Below are 14,641 nucleotides of genomic sequence, written 5' to 3'. Positions count from 1 at the left end.
GGCAGGCTTTTCCACAGGCCTCAGGAAGTCGGCACCGCCAGCAGCAGCGCGGCGGTTTCCAGGTCCGGCTCGCCATCGAAGCGGGCCGGACGGTACTTCATCTGGAAAGCGCCGATGACGTCGCGGGTGTCCTTCTCCAGCTCGCCGGTCTGCGGCACCAGGTAACCGTGCCGCGCCAACTGCTGCTGGAACCAGCGCACATCCGGCAGCTGGCCGTTCAGTTCGGCGAGCCGGCGCGCCAATTCGCCGGGCTTCGGCCAGGGCACCAGGCCGGCGTCGGCGAGGCGCTTCCAGGGGAACAGCGGACCCGGATCGACCTTGCGGCCCGGCGCGATATCGCTGTGCCCGATGATCCGGTCCGGGGTGATGCCGTGGCGCTTGGCGATGTCCTTCAGCAGGGGGATCAGCGCCTGGATCTGCGCTTCGCTGAACGGATACCAGACCCGCCCCTGGGGTGTATCGCGATAGCCCTGGTTGACGATCTCGATGCCGATCGAGGTGGCGTTCAGCCAGGTCCGGCCCTGCCATTCACTGACCCCGGCGTGCCAGGCGCGGCGGTTCTCATCCACCAGGCGGTAGACGGTGGCCGGCTCGTCGTCGCCGATCAGGTAGTGCGCGCTGACGCCGCCGTGGGTGAGGATGCCCAGCGAATGCGGCAGATCGGTGGAGGTGTAGTGGAGGACGATGAACTGGACGCGGCTGTCCTGGTTCGCCGAGGTGTAGTCGGTGTTCAGGCGCGGGCCGCTGGAGCAGCCGGCCAGCAGCGACAGGGTGAAAGCCAGTAGAACGAACGAACGCATGATGACTCCGAAAAATAGGCAGCGTGGTCAGGCGGCGATGTGCAACACGCTGCGCAGGTTGTCCAACAGCATATCGACGCTGAGCATGATCAGCAGCATGCCGGCCAGGCGCTCGATGGCGGTCAGCCCGCGCGGGCCTAGGAAACGCTGGAGGAACGCCGCCTGCAGCAGGATCAGCGCAGTAGCGGCCCAGGCCAGCACCACCGCCAGGTAAAGCTCCCACAGCGGACCGTCGAAGGTGGTGCGCAGGGTGATCAGCATCGCCAGCGCCGAGGGCCCGGCCACCGCCGGGGTGGCCAGGGGTACCAGCAGCGGCTCGCCGTCGGGCACTTCGCCGAGCAGCCCTTGGGGCGACGGGAAGATCAGGCGCATGGCGATCACGAACAGGATGATGCCACCCGCGATCCCGGTCGCCTCGCGGGACAGGCCGAGGCCGCTGAGGATGTGCTCGCCGAGGGTGAGGAAGAGCAGCAGCAGGCCCAGGGCGAAGGCCAGCTCGCGAAACGCCACGCGCAGGCGGCGCCCGGGTGCGACGCCTTTCAGCGCGGCGAGGAACACGGCGATGTTGCCGAAGGGGTCGGTGACCAGAAAGATCAGGACGGCGACGCCGAACATATCCATGGGAGTTTCCAGAGCGGGACAGCCGGTCATTCTACCGGGCGGGACCATTCTAGCGAGCCGCGGCAACACCTGCAGGCGAGCCCGTCCCGAGTCGTCGGAATGTGCGCTGGTCGCCCTTCAGGCCACTTCCAGGCGGTCCCGGCCGGCGCGCTTGGCTCGATACAGCGCCTGGTCGGCACGCTCGAAAACCGCTTCGCCGGCCTCGTTGCCTTCGAACGCGGTGATGCCGGCGGAACAGGTGATGCTCAGGGGCTCGCCCTTGAAATGGAACGGACAGGCGGCGATCGCCGCGCGCAGCCGTTCGAGCAGTTGCCGGCCGGCTTCCAGGGACGTGGCCGGGAGCAGGACGACGAACTCCTCGCCGCCGAAACGGGCGATGAAATCGGCCTGCCGCAACCGTTTGCGCAATTCGCCGGCAATGATCTTCAGCACCTTGTCCCCGGCCAGGTGGCCGAAGTCGTCGTTGATCCGCTTGAAGTGGTCGATGTCCAGCACCGCCAGCAGCAGATCGCCGCCGTCCCTGTGCCGGCGCGCCACTTCCTGTTCCAGGCGCTCGCTGAGCGCCGCGCGGTTGGGCAGGCCGGTCAGCGGATCGGTCAGGGCTTTCTGTCGCTGGTCCTCCAGGTGGCTGTGGAACGCCTTGGCATCCTGCTCCATGCTGTTGACCCGCTCCATCAGCGCCTGCAGGCGGCCGGACACCTCCTGTTCGTGCTCGGCCTGTTCGCGCTGGTGTTCGTCCATGGAGGCGAGCAGGCCGTTCAGCCGGCTGTCCACCGCCAGCTTGAGGCTGTTCAGGTCGGTCGCCTGCTGCACGCTGGCCTGCAGGCCGCTGACCTGCTCACGCAGCGATTGGTCGAAGCCGCGCGCGTTGTCCAGCACGTCGGTATAGCCGGAGTGGGCGTCGCCCAGGTGGCCGAGGAAGCTTTCCAGGCGCTCGTTGAGTTGCCGCAGGTATTCCTCGAAGTCGCGCTGGCCACTGTCCGCCAGGGACAGCACCAGCACCGCCAGGTCGTCGAGTACCGGCACCAGCTCATACCAGTTCAGGCTGCCATCGATCCGCTCCCGCAGCGCCTCGGCCTGGGGCTGGTGGCTGCTCGGCAGGGACAGGCCATCGAGCAGCCGCAGCAGGCTGGCCTCGATGTGCGGCGCCACCGCGCTGTAGCCGGGCTCCGGTATCGGCGGCGGCAATTCGTAGGCCTCGTCTATCGCCTGCCCGTCGAGGTTATCCACAGGGGTGGCCGGAGCTTCGGGCGCGCTTTCAACGTCCGCCGGCACTGCGGGCGACGGCTCCACGCCCGGTTCTTCCAGCGTCTCGCTAAAGCTCAGGCCGGCCGGTAGCGGCAGGCTGTCGAGCCAGATTACCCGAGGCTCATCCAGCAGGATCTGGTTCGGCTCGCCACGCTCGGCGACCCCGATCCAACCCGCTGGCGCGCTTTCGATGGCGGCGACCCTGCTGGCGGGCAACGACTGCGGCGGACCGCCTGGCGCCTCGTCGTGCTCGGCGACCGGCAGGGACGGCGCGGCCGCCGCCGGTTGGATGGGTGTATTGCTCGCCACAACGGACGGCACCGATGCGCTCGGCTCCGCGGCGGTTTCCGACGCCTTGCTGCCGAACAGGCGTTGCAACAGGCTCGGGCGACCGTCTTCGGCGTCGCCGCCCTTGCGCTCGGCCAGCGCCTGGCGTTGCAGCCTGCTCAGCTCGCTGAGCAGGATCGGAATCTCGCGCGACTGCCGGGCGCGCTCCTCGATATCGCGGGCGAACTGCTTCAGCGGCTTGCGCAGTTCCCGCGGCAGGTCCAGGGCCAGCAACTGCTGGGCCAGTTCGCCGAGGGCATCGATGTTCTGCTGGGTGCGTTGCTGGCGGCGCTGTTCGGAGTCGAGCACGGCCTTTTCCAGGCGCGGAATCAGGCCCGACAGGCCGGCGTCCATGTCGTCGCGACGGAGGATCTCGCGTAGCTCCTTCATGCACTGGTCGACCGCCTTGTCGCTGCCTTCGGCCGCCAGACTGCTACGCACCAGGCCGCGACGCAGCAGGTCGATGCGGGCATCCCAGCGTCGTTGCAGGCGCTCCTGCTGCTCGATGTTCTCCAGGTACTTGTCTTTCCAGCGCTGGACGTCGTCGCGACTCATGGCGGACTCCCGGCATCCCCGCGCAGGACCAAGGCCTTGTCGCGCAGGTTGTCCGGCAGGCGAATCTCCACCGATACCGGCAGATGGTCGGAGATCGGCTGGTCGAGCACGTCGACCCGCTCGAGAGCGAGATCGGAACTGAGCAGGATGTGGTCGAGATTGCGCTGCGGCCGCCAGCTGGGAAACGTCGCCTCGACCTGCGGCGCCATCAGGCCGAGGTCGCGCAGGGGCGAGTTTTCCAGAAGATCGACGGCGTGGGTGTTCATGTCGCCCATCAGCACCTGGTGGCGGTAGTCGCCGATCAGCTCGCGGATATAGGCGAGCTGGCGGGTGCGGGTGCGAGCGCCGAGAGCGAGATGCATCATCACTACCACCAGCGCGTCGACGCCTTCGCCAAAGCGCACGAAGATCGCGCCGCGCCCCGGCGGACCGGGCAACGGATGATCTTCCAGCAGGGTCGGCCGCCAGCGGCTGAGCAGGCCGTTGCTGTGCTGGGCGATACGCCCCAGGTTGCGGTTGAGCTGCTGGTACCAGTAGGGGAACGCCCCCAACTGGGCCAGGTGCTCGACCTGGTTGACGTAGCCGGAACGCAGGCTGCCGCCGTCGGCTTCCTGGAGGGCGACAAGATCGTAGTCGGCGAGCAGTTCGCCGATCCGCTTCAGGTTGGTCGCCCGCCCCGCGTGGGGCAGCAGGTGCTGCCAACCGCGGGTCAGGTAGTGGCGGTAGCGCTCGGTGCTGATACCGACCTGGATGTTGAAGCTGAGAAGGCGCAGGCGGCCGTCGTCGGGCAACTCCCGCGAATCGTCACAGGAGGGGTTCACTCGCGGGTCGCAGCTGCCTGCGACCCGAGGTTCACGCTGCCAGCGGCGCAACATGCCGAATCACCTTGCCTACTTCTTGGCCGCTGCGCGCTCTTTCTCGATCAGGTAGTCGGCCAGCTTGAGGGTTTCCTCCGGACCACCGGCGGAGCCGATGTCGAAGCGGTATTTGCCATTGACCACCATGGTCGGTACGCCGGTGACCTGGTAGGCCATTGCCAGCTTCTTGGCCTTTTCCATCTGGCCCTTGATGGCAAAGGAATTATAGGTGCTCAGGAATTTTTCCTTGTCCACGCCCTTGCCGGCGAGGAAATCGGCCATTTCTTCCGGAGTGGCGAGCTTCTTGTGCTCCTTGTGGATCGCCTCGAACACGGCGTTGTGTACGTCATGCTCGACGCCCATGCTTTCCAGGGTCAGGAACATCTGCCCATGGACGTTCCAGATACCGCCGAACAGGGCAGGCAGGCGCACGAAATGGACATCTGCCGGCAGCTTCTCGCTCCACGGCACGATGGTCGGCTCGAACGCATAGCAATGCGGGCAGCCATACCAGAACAGTTCCACCACTTCGATCTTGCCCGGCTGGGACACCGGCACCGGGCTGCTCAGCTCGACGTATTCCTTGCCGGCGGTATAGTCGTCGGCCTGGGCGGCCATGCCGAACAGGCTGGCCATGGCCAGCATGGCGGTGAGAATCAGGTTACGCATCGTTCACTCCTAGGCGAGGTCAGTGCCGCTCTCCGGCCGGGTTCGGCCCGGTCAGTTCGACCGGGGGGAGCGGTCACGGGTTCCAGCATTGTAGCGATGGCGGGCGCAAAAAAGGGCAGCCGAGGCCACCCTTTTTCATACATCTTTTTTGCCGTGCTACGCAGCGATCAGTGCAGACCCTGGATGTAGCTGGAAATCGCGGCGATGTCCTTGTTCGACAGCTTGGCGGCGATGGACTGCATGATCTTGGTGTCGCCGTCGTTGGTGCGGGTGCCTTCGCGGAAGTCGGTCAGCTGCTTGGCCACGTAGGTCGCGTGCTGGCCGCCCAGGTGCGGGAAACCGGCGGTTGCGATGCCGACGCCGCTCGGGGAATGGCAACCGGTGCAGGCCGGCATGCCTTCGGCGATCTTGCCGCCGCGGAACAGCGCTTCGCCCTGGGCCACCAGGTTCGGATCGGCCATGCCGACACTCATCTTCTGGCTGGCGAAGTAGGCGGCGATGTCGGCCAGGTCCTGGTCGCTGAGGTTGGTCAGCAGGCCGGTCATTTCCAGCACGGTACGCTTGCCGTCCTTGATGTCATGCATCTGCTTGAGCAGGTAACGCTCGCCCTGGCCGGCCAGTTTCGGGAAGTTCGGCGCCGGGCTGTTGCCATCCGCACCGTGACAGGCGCCGCATACCGCGGCTTTCGCCTGGCCCGCGGCGGCATCGCCAGCGGCATGGGCAAGGCCGGTCAGACCCAGGGTCAACAGCAGACTCACGAGAAGTTTGTTCATCAGCTAATCCAATTACGGCTAAGGGTGAAAGATAGTGGGCTTCGGCTACTTCTTCACCATCCACTGGATGGTTGCCTGGTAGTCTTCGGCACTGCAGTCGGTGCACAGGCCGCGGGGCGGCATGGCGTTGAATCCGTTGGTCACATGCTGGACCAGGGTCGGCATGCCCTTGGCCAGCCGCGGCTCCCAGGCGGCATGGTCGCCCTTTTTCGGCGCCATCGGCAGCTGGCCGTCGTGACACGCGCCACAGGTCCGGTTGAACACTGCTTCCGGGTCCTGCGCCGCCTGCGCCGTAACGGCCACCGCAACGACTGTCGCTGCGAGCAGCAGTTTCTTCATGATCGTCCTCATCAGGGGGAACGCCCGCGTTCTACCGCGCGGAAAATGCTCTGTCCGTTCCCGCGCGCGCTCGACCCTGGGGGATAAAGCGCACACAAAATCCGCGGCATTATATACTTCCGATACCGAAACGGAAACGAAACAGCCCCCCGCGACACCGAGTCGCACCCCTGTGGATAACCCATGTCAGAGAAGAACCCCATCGTCGGCCTGTGCCAGAAGGCCAGCTTTCTCATCAGTGCCGCCCAGGTCGACCAGTGCCCCCCCGACGAGGGCCTGGAAGTCGCTTTCGCCGGGCGCTCCAATGCCGGCAAGTCGAGCGCGCTGAACACCCTCACCCACGCCAACCTGGCGCGCACCTCGAAAACCCCGGGACGTACCCAACTGCTCAATTTCTTCGCCCTGGACGACTCGCGGCGCCTGGTGGACCTGCCCGGCTACGGCTACGCGAAGGTGCCGATCCCCCTGAAGCAGCACTGGCAGCGCCACCTGGAAGCCTACCTGAGCAGCCGCGCAAGCCTGGCCGGGGTGTTCCTGATGATGGACATCCGCCACCCGCTGACCGACTTCGACCGACTGATGCTGGATTGGGCCCAGGCCAGCCAGTTGCCGATCCATGTGCTGATGACCAAGGCCGACAAGCTGGCCTTCGGCGCGGCCAAGAACGCCCTGCTCAAGGTACGCCGGGAAGTCCAGCAAGGCTGGGGCGACGTCGCCACCCTGCAACTGTTCTCCGCGCCCAAGCGCCAGGGCATCGACGAGGCGCAAATGGTCCTGGCGCAATGGTTGGGCCTGCTGGACGAGGAACAAGAGGCGTTCGAGGAAGCCTGAATTCCAGGCAAAAAAAACCCCGAGCTTCGTATGGGGAGGGGGAAGTTCGGGGTTCAAGTCCGGACCGCTAGGGCGGGGTCCAGGAATCTGCCAACACTAAACACTGCAAAGGAGCATCGAAGGGCTCAAGAAGCCATTCGTGTGTTCTGACTATCGGCAAAACGGGAAAGTTCAGCGCGCCGCGAAAAACTTTTCCACGGCACCCTCACCGGGCACTCCGGACCTGCTCGCAAGGCCCGCCATACGGGCCTCGCAACCGTTCATCAGTGGGCTTCGTCCCAGTTCGAACCGACACCCGCCTCGACCACCAGCGGTACGTCCAGGATGGCCGCTCCGCTCATCAGCGGGCGGATTCCCTCGCGCACCTGCTCGACCAGATCCTCGCGTACTTCCAGCACCAGTTCGTCGTGCACCTGGAGGATCACCCGGGCATCGAGGCCGCTTTCCAGTAGCCAGTTATCCACAGCGACCATGGCGCGCTTCATGATGTCCGCCGCGGTGCCCTGCATCGGCGCGTTGATCGCGGTGCGCTCGGCGGCCTTGCGCATGGCGCCGTTCTTCGAATGGATCTCCGGCAGGTACAGGCGACGGCCGAACAGGGTTTCGACGAAGCCCTGCTCCGCGGCCTGGGCGCGGGTCCGTTCCATGTACGCCAGGACGCCGGGGTAGCGGGCGAAGTAACGGTCGATGTAGGCCTGGGCCTCCTTGCGCTCGACGCCGATCTGCTTGGCCAGGCCGAAGGCGCTCATGCCGTAGATCAATCCGAAGTTGATCGCCTTGGCGCTGCGTCGCTGGTCGCCGCTGACGTCTTCCAGCGGCACGCCGAAGACTTCCGCCGCGGTGGCGCGGTGTACGTCCAGGTCGTGGCGGAAGGCATCCAGCAGGCCGTCGTCCTTGGCCAGGTGGGCCATGATCCGCAGCTCGATCTGCGAGTAGTCCGCGGCCAATAGCTTGTAGCCCTGCGGCGCGACGAACGCCTGGCGGATGCGCCGGCCCTCCGCGGTACGGATCGGGATGTTCTGCAGGTTCGGGTCGCTCGACGACAGCCGCCCGGTAGCCGCCACCGCCTGGTGGTATGAGGTGTGGATGCGTCCGGTGCGCGGGTTGATCTGCTCGGGCAGGCGGTCGGTGTAAGTGCTCTTGAGCTTGCTCATGGAGCGGTACTGCATGATCACCTTGGGCAGCTCGAAGTCCTGCTCGGCCAGTTCGGCGAGCACCGCCTCGGCGGTGGACGGCTGGCCGGTCGCGGTCTTGCTCAGCACCGGCAGGCCGAGCTTGTCGTAGAGGATCGCGCCGAGCTGCTTGGGCGAGCCGAGGTTGAATTCCTGCCCTGCCAGGTCGTATGCCTGGCGCTCCAGGGCGACCATCTTCTCGCCCAGTTCGCGGCTCTGGATGCCCAGCAGGTTGGCGTCGACCAGCGCGCCGTTGCGCTCGATCCGCGCCAGCACCGGTACCAGCGGCATCTCGATCTCGGTCAGGACCCTGGCCAGGGACGGGATCGCCTCCAGCTTCTGCCACAGGGCCTGGTGCAGGCGCAGGGTCACGTCGGCGTCCTCCGCCGCATAGGGCCCGGCCTGTTCGATGGCGATCTGGTCGAAGGTCAGTTGCTTGGCGCCCTTGCCGGCGATGTCCTCGAAACGGATGGTGCTGTGGCCGAGGTACTTCAGGGCCAGGCTGTCCATGTCGTGGCGAGTGGCGGTGGAGTCCAGCACATAGGACTCGAGCATGGTGTCGTAGGCTACGCCCCGCAGCGCGATGGGGGTGCTGGCATTGGCCAGGACATTGATGTCGTACTTGGCATGCTGGCCGACCTTGAGCTTCTTCGGATCCTCCAGCAGCGGTTGCAGCGCACGCAGCACCGCGTCACGGTCCAGTTGCTCGGGAACGCCCATGTAGCTGTGGGCCAGCGGCACGTAGGCGGCCTCGCCCTCCTTCACTGCGAAGGACACCCCCACCACCTGCGCCTGCTGGGCGTCGATGCTGGTGGTCTCGGTATCGAAGGCGATCAGCTCGGCCTCCTCCAGCTTCTTCAGCCAGGCGTCGAACCCGGCCTGGTCGAGCACCACGTCGTAGTCGACCTCGGCCTGGATAGGCGTTTCCGCCTCGCCGCTCTCGCCGGCCTCCTTGGCCTCGCGCAGGAGGTCGTCCAGCCAGTTCTTGAACTCCAGCTCGCGGTACAGGGCGATCAGCGCTTCGCGCTGCGGCTCGCCGGGATACAGCTTGTCGATCTCCACGTCCAGCTCGACGTCGGTCTTGATGGTCGCCAACTGATAGGACAGGAACGCCTGCTCGCGATTTTCCTCGAGCTTCGCCGGCAAGCCCTTGGCGCCGCGGATCGGTAGCTCGGGCACCTTGTCCAGGCTGGCGTAGAGCACCTCCAGGCCGCCACCGACGCCGGTCAGCAGGCCCAGCGCGGTTTTCTCGCCGACGCCCGGAACGCCGGGGATGTTGTCGACCTTGTCGCCCATCAGGGCGAGGAAATCGATGATCAGCTCAGGACCGACGCCGAATTTCTCTTTCACGCCATCCACGTCGAGGCGGCTACCGGTCATGGTGTTGACCAGCGTAATGTGCCCGTCGACCAGTTGCGCCATGTCCTTGTCGCCGGTGGAAATCACCACCGGGCGGTCGGCCGCGGCGCTGCTGCGCGCCAGGGTGCCGATCACGTCGTCGGCCTCGACCCCCTCCACGCACAGCAGCGGCAGGCCGAGGGCGCGGACGCTGGCATGCAGCGGCTCGACCTGGACCCGCAGGTCGTCGGGCATCGACGGCCGGTTGGCCTTGTACTCGGCGAACAGCTCGTCGCGGAAGGTCGGGCCCTTGGCGTCGAAGACCACCGCGAACGGACTGTCCGGGTACTGCTTGCGCAGGCTCAGGAGCATGTTCAACACGCCCTTCACCGCACCGGTGGGCTTGCCGGTCGAAGTGGTCAGCGGCGGCAGGGCATGGAAGGCGCGGTACAGGTACGAGGAACCGTCCACCAGGACGAGGGGCGCTTGGCTCATGAGGGGAATCAACCTTTTCCGGAGACCAGGGCGTGTAGAATGAACCCTGGACGATTCGATAAAGGAGCAAGGTTACCATGCGTACGCTGAACCGCTTGATGCTCGCCGGACTGCTGGCGTTCGCCCCGCTCGTCGCGATGGCGGCGGACGACGACGCGCCCTCCGGCGAGCCCGACGTAACCATCCGCCAGGAGGGCGACAAGACCATCCAGGAATACCGCGTGAATGGCTTCCTCTATGCCATCAAGGTGGTTCCCAAGCATGGCAAACCCTATTTCCTGGTCCGCGCCGACGGCAGCGATGGCAACTTCATTCGCTCCGACCAGCCGGACAAGCTGATTCCACAATGGGAGATCTTCAGCTGGTGATGTGCACTTCCAACCTGGCGAGGCCACGCTGACATGTCGGTGTTCACCCCACTCGAACGCTCGACCCTGGAAGCCTTCCTCGCCCCCTACGACCTGGGCCGCCTGCGGGATTTCCGTGGCATCGCCGAAGGCTCCGAGAACAGCAACTTCTTCGTCAGCCTGGAACACGGCGAGTTCGTCCTGACCCTGGTCGAGCGCGGCCCGGTGCAGGACCTGCCGTTCTTCATCGAACTGCTCGACGTGCTCCACGAGGACGGCCTGCCGGTGCCCTACGCCCTGCGCACCCGCGACGGCGAGGCCCTGCGCCGTCTCGAAGGCAAGCCGGCGCTGTTGCAACCGCGCCTGGCCGGCCGCCACGAGCGGCAGCCGAACGCCCACCACTGCCAGGAAGTGGGCGATCTGCTCGGGCACCTTCACGCCGCCACCCGCGGGCGCATCCTCGAACGCCCGAGCGACCGTGGCCTGCCCTGGATGCTGGAACAAGGTGCCAACCTCGCCCCGCGACTACCGGAACAGGCACGCGCCCTGCTCGCCCCGGCCCTGGCGGAGATCGCCGCGCTGGATGCCGAGCGCCCAGCGCTGCCGCGCGCCAACCTGCATGCCGACCTGTTCCGCGACAACGTGCTGTTCGACGGCCCGCACCTGGCCGGTCTGATCGACTTCTACAACGCCTGCTCCGGCTGGATGCTCTACGACCTGGCGATCACCCTGAACGACTGGTGCTCCAATGCCGACGGCAGCCTGGATCCGGCCCGTGCCCGCGCCCTGCTCGCCGCCTACGCCAACCGCCGGCCGTTCACCGCGCTGGAAGCCGAGCACTGGCCGAGCATGCTGCGGGTCGCCTGTGTGCGCTTCTGGCTATCGCGACTGATCGCCGCCGAGGCGTTCGCCGGACAGGACGTGCTGATCCATGATCCGGCGGAGTTCGAGATGCGCCTGGCGCAACGGCAGAACGTGGAGATTCATTTGCCGTTTGCGCTGTAGGCAGGAACCGCAGGAGTACGGCCGTCCCGCGGCCGTTCGCCCTTCAAAACCCATGCGGTTCGGCGTCTTGGGTGAGGCCGAGCTGACATCCTGTCGAGGCCTCGTCGTTCAGCCCACCCCCGGCCCGGCCATCCTGGCCGGTCGTTCGCATTGAAAAACGCATGCGGTTCGGCGTCTTGGGTGAGGCCGAGCCGACATCCTGTCGAGGCCTCGTCGTTCAGCCCCCCCCCGGCCCGGCCATCCTGGCCGGTCGTTCGCATTGAAAAACGCATGCGTTTTTCAAGTGCTCACCCACATTTCGAGTGTCCGCAGTTGAGGCAGGTGGCGCAGCCGTCCATCTGTACCACCGCCATGCTGTTGCACTTGCCGCACAGTTGCGCGCCGGCGGGGAAGCCTTCGCCCGGCTCGACCTTGCTGGTGCCCTGGGCGGCCTCGTAGGCGGCGCGTTTTTCCGCGAGGAAAAGACGCTGTTCCTCGTCCAGTTCAGGGCCACGCAACAGGCCGATGGCCGTCAGGTGGCGTTCCAGCACGCCGCCGATCTCGGCGACGATGGAGGGCATGTAGATGCCGCCTTTCTTCAGGTAGCCCCCGCGCGGGTCGAATACCGCCTTGAGTTCCTCGACAAGGAAGGTGCAGTCGCCGCCCTTGCGGAAAACCGCGGACATGATGCGGGTAAGTGCGACGATCCACTGGAAATGATCCATGTTCTTCGAATTGATGAAGATCTCGAAGGGACGCCGCTGCTCGTGCGCCGTGCCCGCATTGAGGACCATGTCGTTGATGGTCACGTAGAGCGCGTGCTCGAACAGCGGCGACTTGATCTTGTAGGTGGCGCCGATCAGGGTATCCGGGCGCTCCAGGGTCTCGTCCATCTGCACCACCGACGCCGCTTCAGCGGCGGCGGCCAGGGCCTGCTCCTCGGCTTCGTTGACGACCTTGAAGCCCTTGATCTTCTGCGTGATCTTGACTGCTGACATATCGATTCCCCCGGCCTCAGTACTTGCCGTAATAGCCTTCTTTCAAGGCGTCGAAGAGGTTGGCGGCGGTATGGATCTCACCGTCGTACTCGACCTGCTCGTTGCCCTTGAACTCCACCACGCTGCCGTCCTCCAGTTCGAAGCGGTAGCGGGTCTTCTCCAGGTCGGACTCCTTGACCAGCACGCCCTGGAACGCCTCGGGATTGAAGCGGAAGGTGGTGCAGCCCTTGAGTCCCTGGTGCCAGGCGTAGCGGTAGATGTCCTTGAAGTCCTCGAACGGGTAGTCGGTGGGCACGTTGGCGGTCTTGGAGATCGACGAATCGACCCACTTCTGCGCCGCCGCCTGGATGTCCACGTGCTGCGCCGGGGTGACGCTGTCGGCGGTGATGAAGTAGTCCGGCAGGCGTCGCGCCGGGTCGTCGCTGTCCGGCAGGGCCTGGGCGTTGACCAGGGTCCGGTAGGCCAGCAGCTCGTAGCTGTAGACCTCGACCTTTTCCTTGGTCTTGCGGCCTTCGCGGATCAGGTTGCGCGAATAATGGTGGGCGAAGCTCGGCTCGATACCGTTGGAAGCATTGTTGGCCAGGCTCAGGCTGATGGTCCCGGTCGGCGCGATGGAGCTGTGGTGAGTGAAGCGCGCGCCGGTTTCAGCCAACGCCTCGATCAGTTCCGGAGCATGTTCGGCGACCCGCTGCATGTAGCGGGAATACTTGGCGTGAAGCACGCTGCCGCGGATGCGGTCGCCGGCCTTATAGCCATCGGCGGCCATTTCCGGACGCTTGCGAAGCATTTCCGCAGTGACTTCGTAGTCCTGCGCCAGGATCGGCGCCGGGCCCTTCTCCCTGGCCAGCTCCAGGGCCACTTCCCAGCCCACCAGGGCCATTTCCCGCGCCACTTCCTCGGTGAATACGCAGGCCTCGGGACTGCCGTAGCGCAGCTTGAGCAGGGTCAGGGTCGAGCCCAGGCCGAGGAAGCCCATGCCATGCCGGCGCTTGCCAAGGATTTCCTGGCGTTGCTGTTCCAGCGGCAGGCCGTTGATTTCCACCACGTTGTCGAGCATCCGGGTAAACACCCGCACCACTTCGCGGAAACGGTCCCAGTCGAAGCGCGCCTCGTCACCGAATGGCTGCTCGACGAAGCAGGTGAGGTTGACCGAGCCGAGCAGGCACGAGCCATAGGGCGGCAGCGGCTGCTCGCCACAGGGGTTGGTGGCGCGGATCGCCTCGCACCACCAGTTGTTGTTCAGTTCGTTGACCCGGTCGATGAGGATGAAGCCCGGCTCCGCATAGTCGTAGGTGGAGACCATGATCATGTCCCACAGGTGGCGGGCGCGAACCTGGCCGTAGACCTTGCAGGCGACCAGCCCGTCGGCACGCTGGACGTAGTCGTCCTGGATCGGCCATTCGCGCCAGACCACCGCGTTGGGGTCGTCGAGGTCAATCTCGTCGCGCTCCTTCACGTGCACCGGGAATACCAGCGGCCAGTCGGCGTCCTGTTCCACCGCCTGCATGAACTGGTCGGTGATCAGCAGGCTCAGGTTGAACTGGCGCAAACGCCCGTCCTCGCGCTTGGCGCGGATGAATTCGCGGACGTCCGGGTGGCTGACATCGAAGGTGCCCATCTGCGCCCCGCGACGGCCGCCGGCGGAGCTGACGGTGAAGCACATCTTGTCATAGATGTCCATGAACGAAAGCGGTCCGCTGGTGTAGGCACCGGCACCGGAAACGTAGGCGCCGCGCGGGCGCAGGGTGCTGAACTCATAGCCGATGCCGCAGCCGGCCTTGAGCGTCAGACCGGCCTCGTGGACTTTCTCGAGGATGTTGTCCATGGAGTCCTGGATGGTTCCGGACACCGTGCAGTTGATGGTCGAAGTGGCCGGCTTGTGCCCCAGGGCGCCGGCGTTGGAGATGATCCGGCCGGCCGGGATGGCGCCGTTGCGCAAGGCCCAGAGGAAGCGCCCGTACCAATGTTCGCGGGAGGCCTTGTCCTCGACATCGGCGAGGGCGCGGGCAACGCGTTGCCAGGTACCGTCGACGCTGGCATCCACCGGCGTACCGTCCTTGCTCTTGAGACGGTACTTCTTGTCCCAGATATCCTGCGACGCGTCCTGCAGGGCGATGGTCCCGCGTTCGGTGCGGGGACTGCGTGCGTCTGTCTTGGCCATCCGCTGATTAACCTCCCGATGGTTGTTGGGGTGTCCGAAGCCGGCCACCGTACGCAACATCTAGTTGTCCATACCTGACTGGAATCAATATCTTGTGTCAGGCAGCAACAGACAACCTTAGTCATC

General features: G+C 65.7%; 13 protein-coding genes. 3 read left to right on the top strand and 10 right to left on the bottom strand.

Annotation, left to right across the window (positions count from 1 at the left end):
- Nucleotides 1-20 precede the first annotated feature (20 nt).
- From ampDh2 to HMPREF2886_RS00815, 7 genes are all read right to left on the bottom strand, one after another.
- The gene (gene ampDh2, locus HMPREF2886_RS00845) at nt 21-800 is read right to left on the bottom strand and encodes an N-acetylmuramoyl-L-alanine amidase AmpDh2 (RefSeq protein ID WP_003096970.1); all 780 of its coding nucleotides are present in this window, start codon (nt 798-800) and stop codon (nt 21-23) included.
- Between the two features lie 27 nt (nt 801-827).
- Complete coding sequence (locus HMPREF2886_RS00840; protein WP_003102836.1) at nt 828-1,421, bottom strand: MarC family protein; 594 nt, start codon at nt 1,419-1,421, stop codon at nt 828-830.
- Between the two features lie 117 nt (nt 1,422-1,538).
- The gene (gene dgcP, locus HMPREF2886_RS00835) at nt 1,539-3,551 is read right to left on the bottom strand and encodes a diguanylate cyclase DgcP (protein WP_070746603.1); all 2,013 of its coding nucleotides are present in this window, start codon (nt 3,549-3,551) and stop codon (nt 1,539-1,541) included.
- Nucleotides 3,548-4,426: an endonuclease/exonuclease/phosphatase family protein gene (locus HMPREF2886_RS00830; protein ID WP_033968258.1), complete on the bottom strand. Its 879-nt coding sequence runs from the start codon at nt 4,424-4,426 to the stop codon at nt 3,548-3,550. Before HMPREF2886_RS00830 ends, dgcP begins: the two co-directional genes overlap by 4 nt.
- Nucleotides 4,427-4,441: 15 nt before the next feature.
- Nucleotides 4,442-5,077, bottom strand: coding sequence for a thiol:disulfide interchange protein DsbA (dsbA, locus tag HMPREF2886_RS00825; protein ID WP_003096976.1), 636 nt, complete (start codon nt 5,075-5,077; stop codon nt 4,442-4,444).
- Nucleotides 5,078-5,244: 167 nt separating this feature from the next.
- A complete protein-coding gene (locus HMPREF2886_RS00820) occupies nt 5,245-5,850 on the bottom strand; it encodes a c-type cytochrome (protein ID WP_003102831.1) in 606 nt (201 codons plus the stop codon).
- Between the two features lie 45 nt (nt 5,851-5,895).
- The gene (locus HMPREF2886_RS00815) at nt 5,896-6,189 is read right to left on the bottom strand and encodes a c-type cytochrome (protein WP_003096979.1); all 294 of its coding nucleotides are present in this window, start codon (nt 6,187-6,189) and stop codon (nt 5,896-5,898) included.
- Nucleotides 6,190-6,372: 183 nt separating this feature from the next.
- Here HMPREF2886_RS00815 and yihA point away from each other — a divergent pair, with 183 nt between their 5' ends.
- Nucleotides 6,373-7,020 (top strand): ribosome biogenesis GTP-binding protein YihA/YsxC, encoded by a 648-nt coding sequence (gene yihA, locus HMPREF2886_RS00810; protein ID WP_003161102.1) that lies wholly within the window; start codon nt 6,373-6,375, stop codon nt 7,018-7,020.
- Nucleotides 7,021-7,283: 263 nt separating this feature from the next.
- Here the strand turns inward: yihA and polA are convergent, their stop codons facing one another.
- Entirely contained in the window at nt 7,284-10,025 is a 2,742-nt protein-coding gene (gene polA, locus HMPREF2886_RS00805) for a DNA polymerase I (RefSeq protein WP_033968257.1), read from the bottom strand.
- A 77-nt stretch (nt 10,026-10,102) separates the two neighbouring features.
- On the opposite strand from polA, the gene HMPREF2886_RS00800 reads away from it, so the two are divergent.
- Entirely contained in the window at nt 10,103-10,393 is a 291-nt protein-coding gene (locus HMPREF2886_RS00800; RefSeq protein ID WP_003096984.1) for a DUF2782 domain-containing protein, read from the top strand.
- Nucleotides 10,394-10,426: 33 nt separating this feature from the next.
- Nucleotides 10,427-11,377, top strand: coding sequence for a homoserine kinase (locus HMPREF2886_RS00795; RefSeq protein WP_003110565.1), 951 nt, complete (start codon nt 10,427-10,429; stop codon nt 11,375-11,377).
- 287 nt (nt 11,378-11,664) lie between these two features.
- On the opposite strand, the gene HMPREF2886_RS00790 is transcribed toward HMPREF2886_RS00795, so the two are convergent.
- Entirely contained in the window at nt 11,665-12,354 is a 690-nt protein-coding gene (locus HMPREF2886_RS00790; RefSeq protein WP_003096987.1) for a TSCPD domain-containing protein, read from the bottom strand.
- Between the two features lie 16 nt (nt 12,355-12,370).
- Entirely contained in the window at nt 12,371-14,575 is a 2,205-nt protein-coding gene (locus HMPREF2886_RS00785; RefSeq protein WP_079385177.1) for an adenosylcobalamin-dependent ribonucleoside-diphosphate reductase, read from the bottom strand.
- Nucleotides 14,576-14,641 lie beyond the last annotated feature (66 nt).

Origin of the sequence: Pseudomonas sp. HMSC066A08 (genome assembly GCF_001813025.1) — a bacterium.
In the GTDB taxonomy this organism is placed as follows: domain Bacteria; phylum Pseudomonadota; class Gammaproteobacteria; order Pseudomonadales; family Pseudomonadaceae; genus Pseudomonas; species Pseudomonas aeruginosa.
The sequence above is the reverse complement of the archived record's forward strand: the minus strand, read 5'-3'. Positions and strand labels throughout refer to the sequence as shown.

What these genes read in the sequence shown, in the direction of transcription:
- dgcP (WP_070746603.1), bottom strand. Translation starts at nt 3,551, where the DNA reads ATGAGTCGCGACGACGTCCAGCGCTGGAAAGACAAGTACCTGGAGAAC.
- HMPREF2886_RS00800 (WP_003096984.1), top strand. Translation starts at nt 10,103, where the DNA reads ATGCGTACGCTGAACCGCTTGATGCTCGCCGGACTGCTGGCGTTCGCC.
- ampDh2 (WP_003096970.1), bottom strand. Translation starts at nt 800, where the DNA reads ATGCGTTCGTTCGTTCTACTGGCTTTCACCCTGTCGCTGCTGGCCGGC.
- polA (WP_033968257.1), bottom strand. Translation starts at nt 10,025, where the DNA reads ATGAGCCAAGCGCCCCTCGTCCTGGTGGACGGTTCCTCGTACCTGTAC.
- yihA (WP_003161102.1), top strand. Translation starts at nt 6,373, where the DNA reads ATGTCAGAGAAGAACCCCATCGTCGGCCTGTGCCAGAAGGCCAGCTTT.
- HMPREF2886_RS00840 (WP_003102836.1), bottom strand. Translation starts at nt 1,421, where the DNA reads ATGGATATGTTCGGCGTCGCCGTCCTGATCTTTCTGGTCACCGACCCC.
- HMPREF2886_RS00820 (WP_003102831.1), bottom strand. Translation starts at nt 5,850, where the DNA reads ATGAACAAACTTCTCGTGAGTCTGCTGTTGACCCTGGGTCTGACCGGC.
- HMPREF2886_RS00785 (WP_079385177.1), bottom strand. Translation starts at nt 14,575, where the DNA reads ATGTTGCGTACGGTGGCCGGCTTCGGACACCCCAACAACCATCGGGAG.
- HMPREF2886_RS00830 (WP_033968258.1), bottom strand. Translation starts at nt 4,426, where the DNA reads ATGTTGCGCCGCTGGCAGCGTGAACCTCGGGTCGCAGGCAGCTGCGAC.
- HMPREF2886_RS00795 (WP_003110565.1), top strand. Translation starts at nt 10,427, where the DNA reads ATGTCGGTGTTCACCCCACTCGAACGCTCGACCCTGGAAGCCTTCCTC.
- dsbA (WP_003096976.1), bottom strand. Translation starts at nt 5,077, where the DNA reads ATGCGTAACCTGATTCTCACCGCCATGCTGGCCATGGCCAGCCTGTTC.
- HMPREF2886_RS00815 (WP_003096979.1), bottom strand. Translation starts at nt 6,189, where the DNA reads ATGAAGAAACTGCTGCTCGCAGCGACAGTCGTTGCGGTGGCCGTTACG.
- HMPREF2886_RS00790 (WP_003096987.1), bottom strand. Translation starts at nt 12,354, where the DNA reads ATGTCAGCAGTCAAGATCACGCAGAAGATCAAGGGCTTCAAGGTCGTC.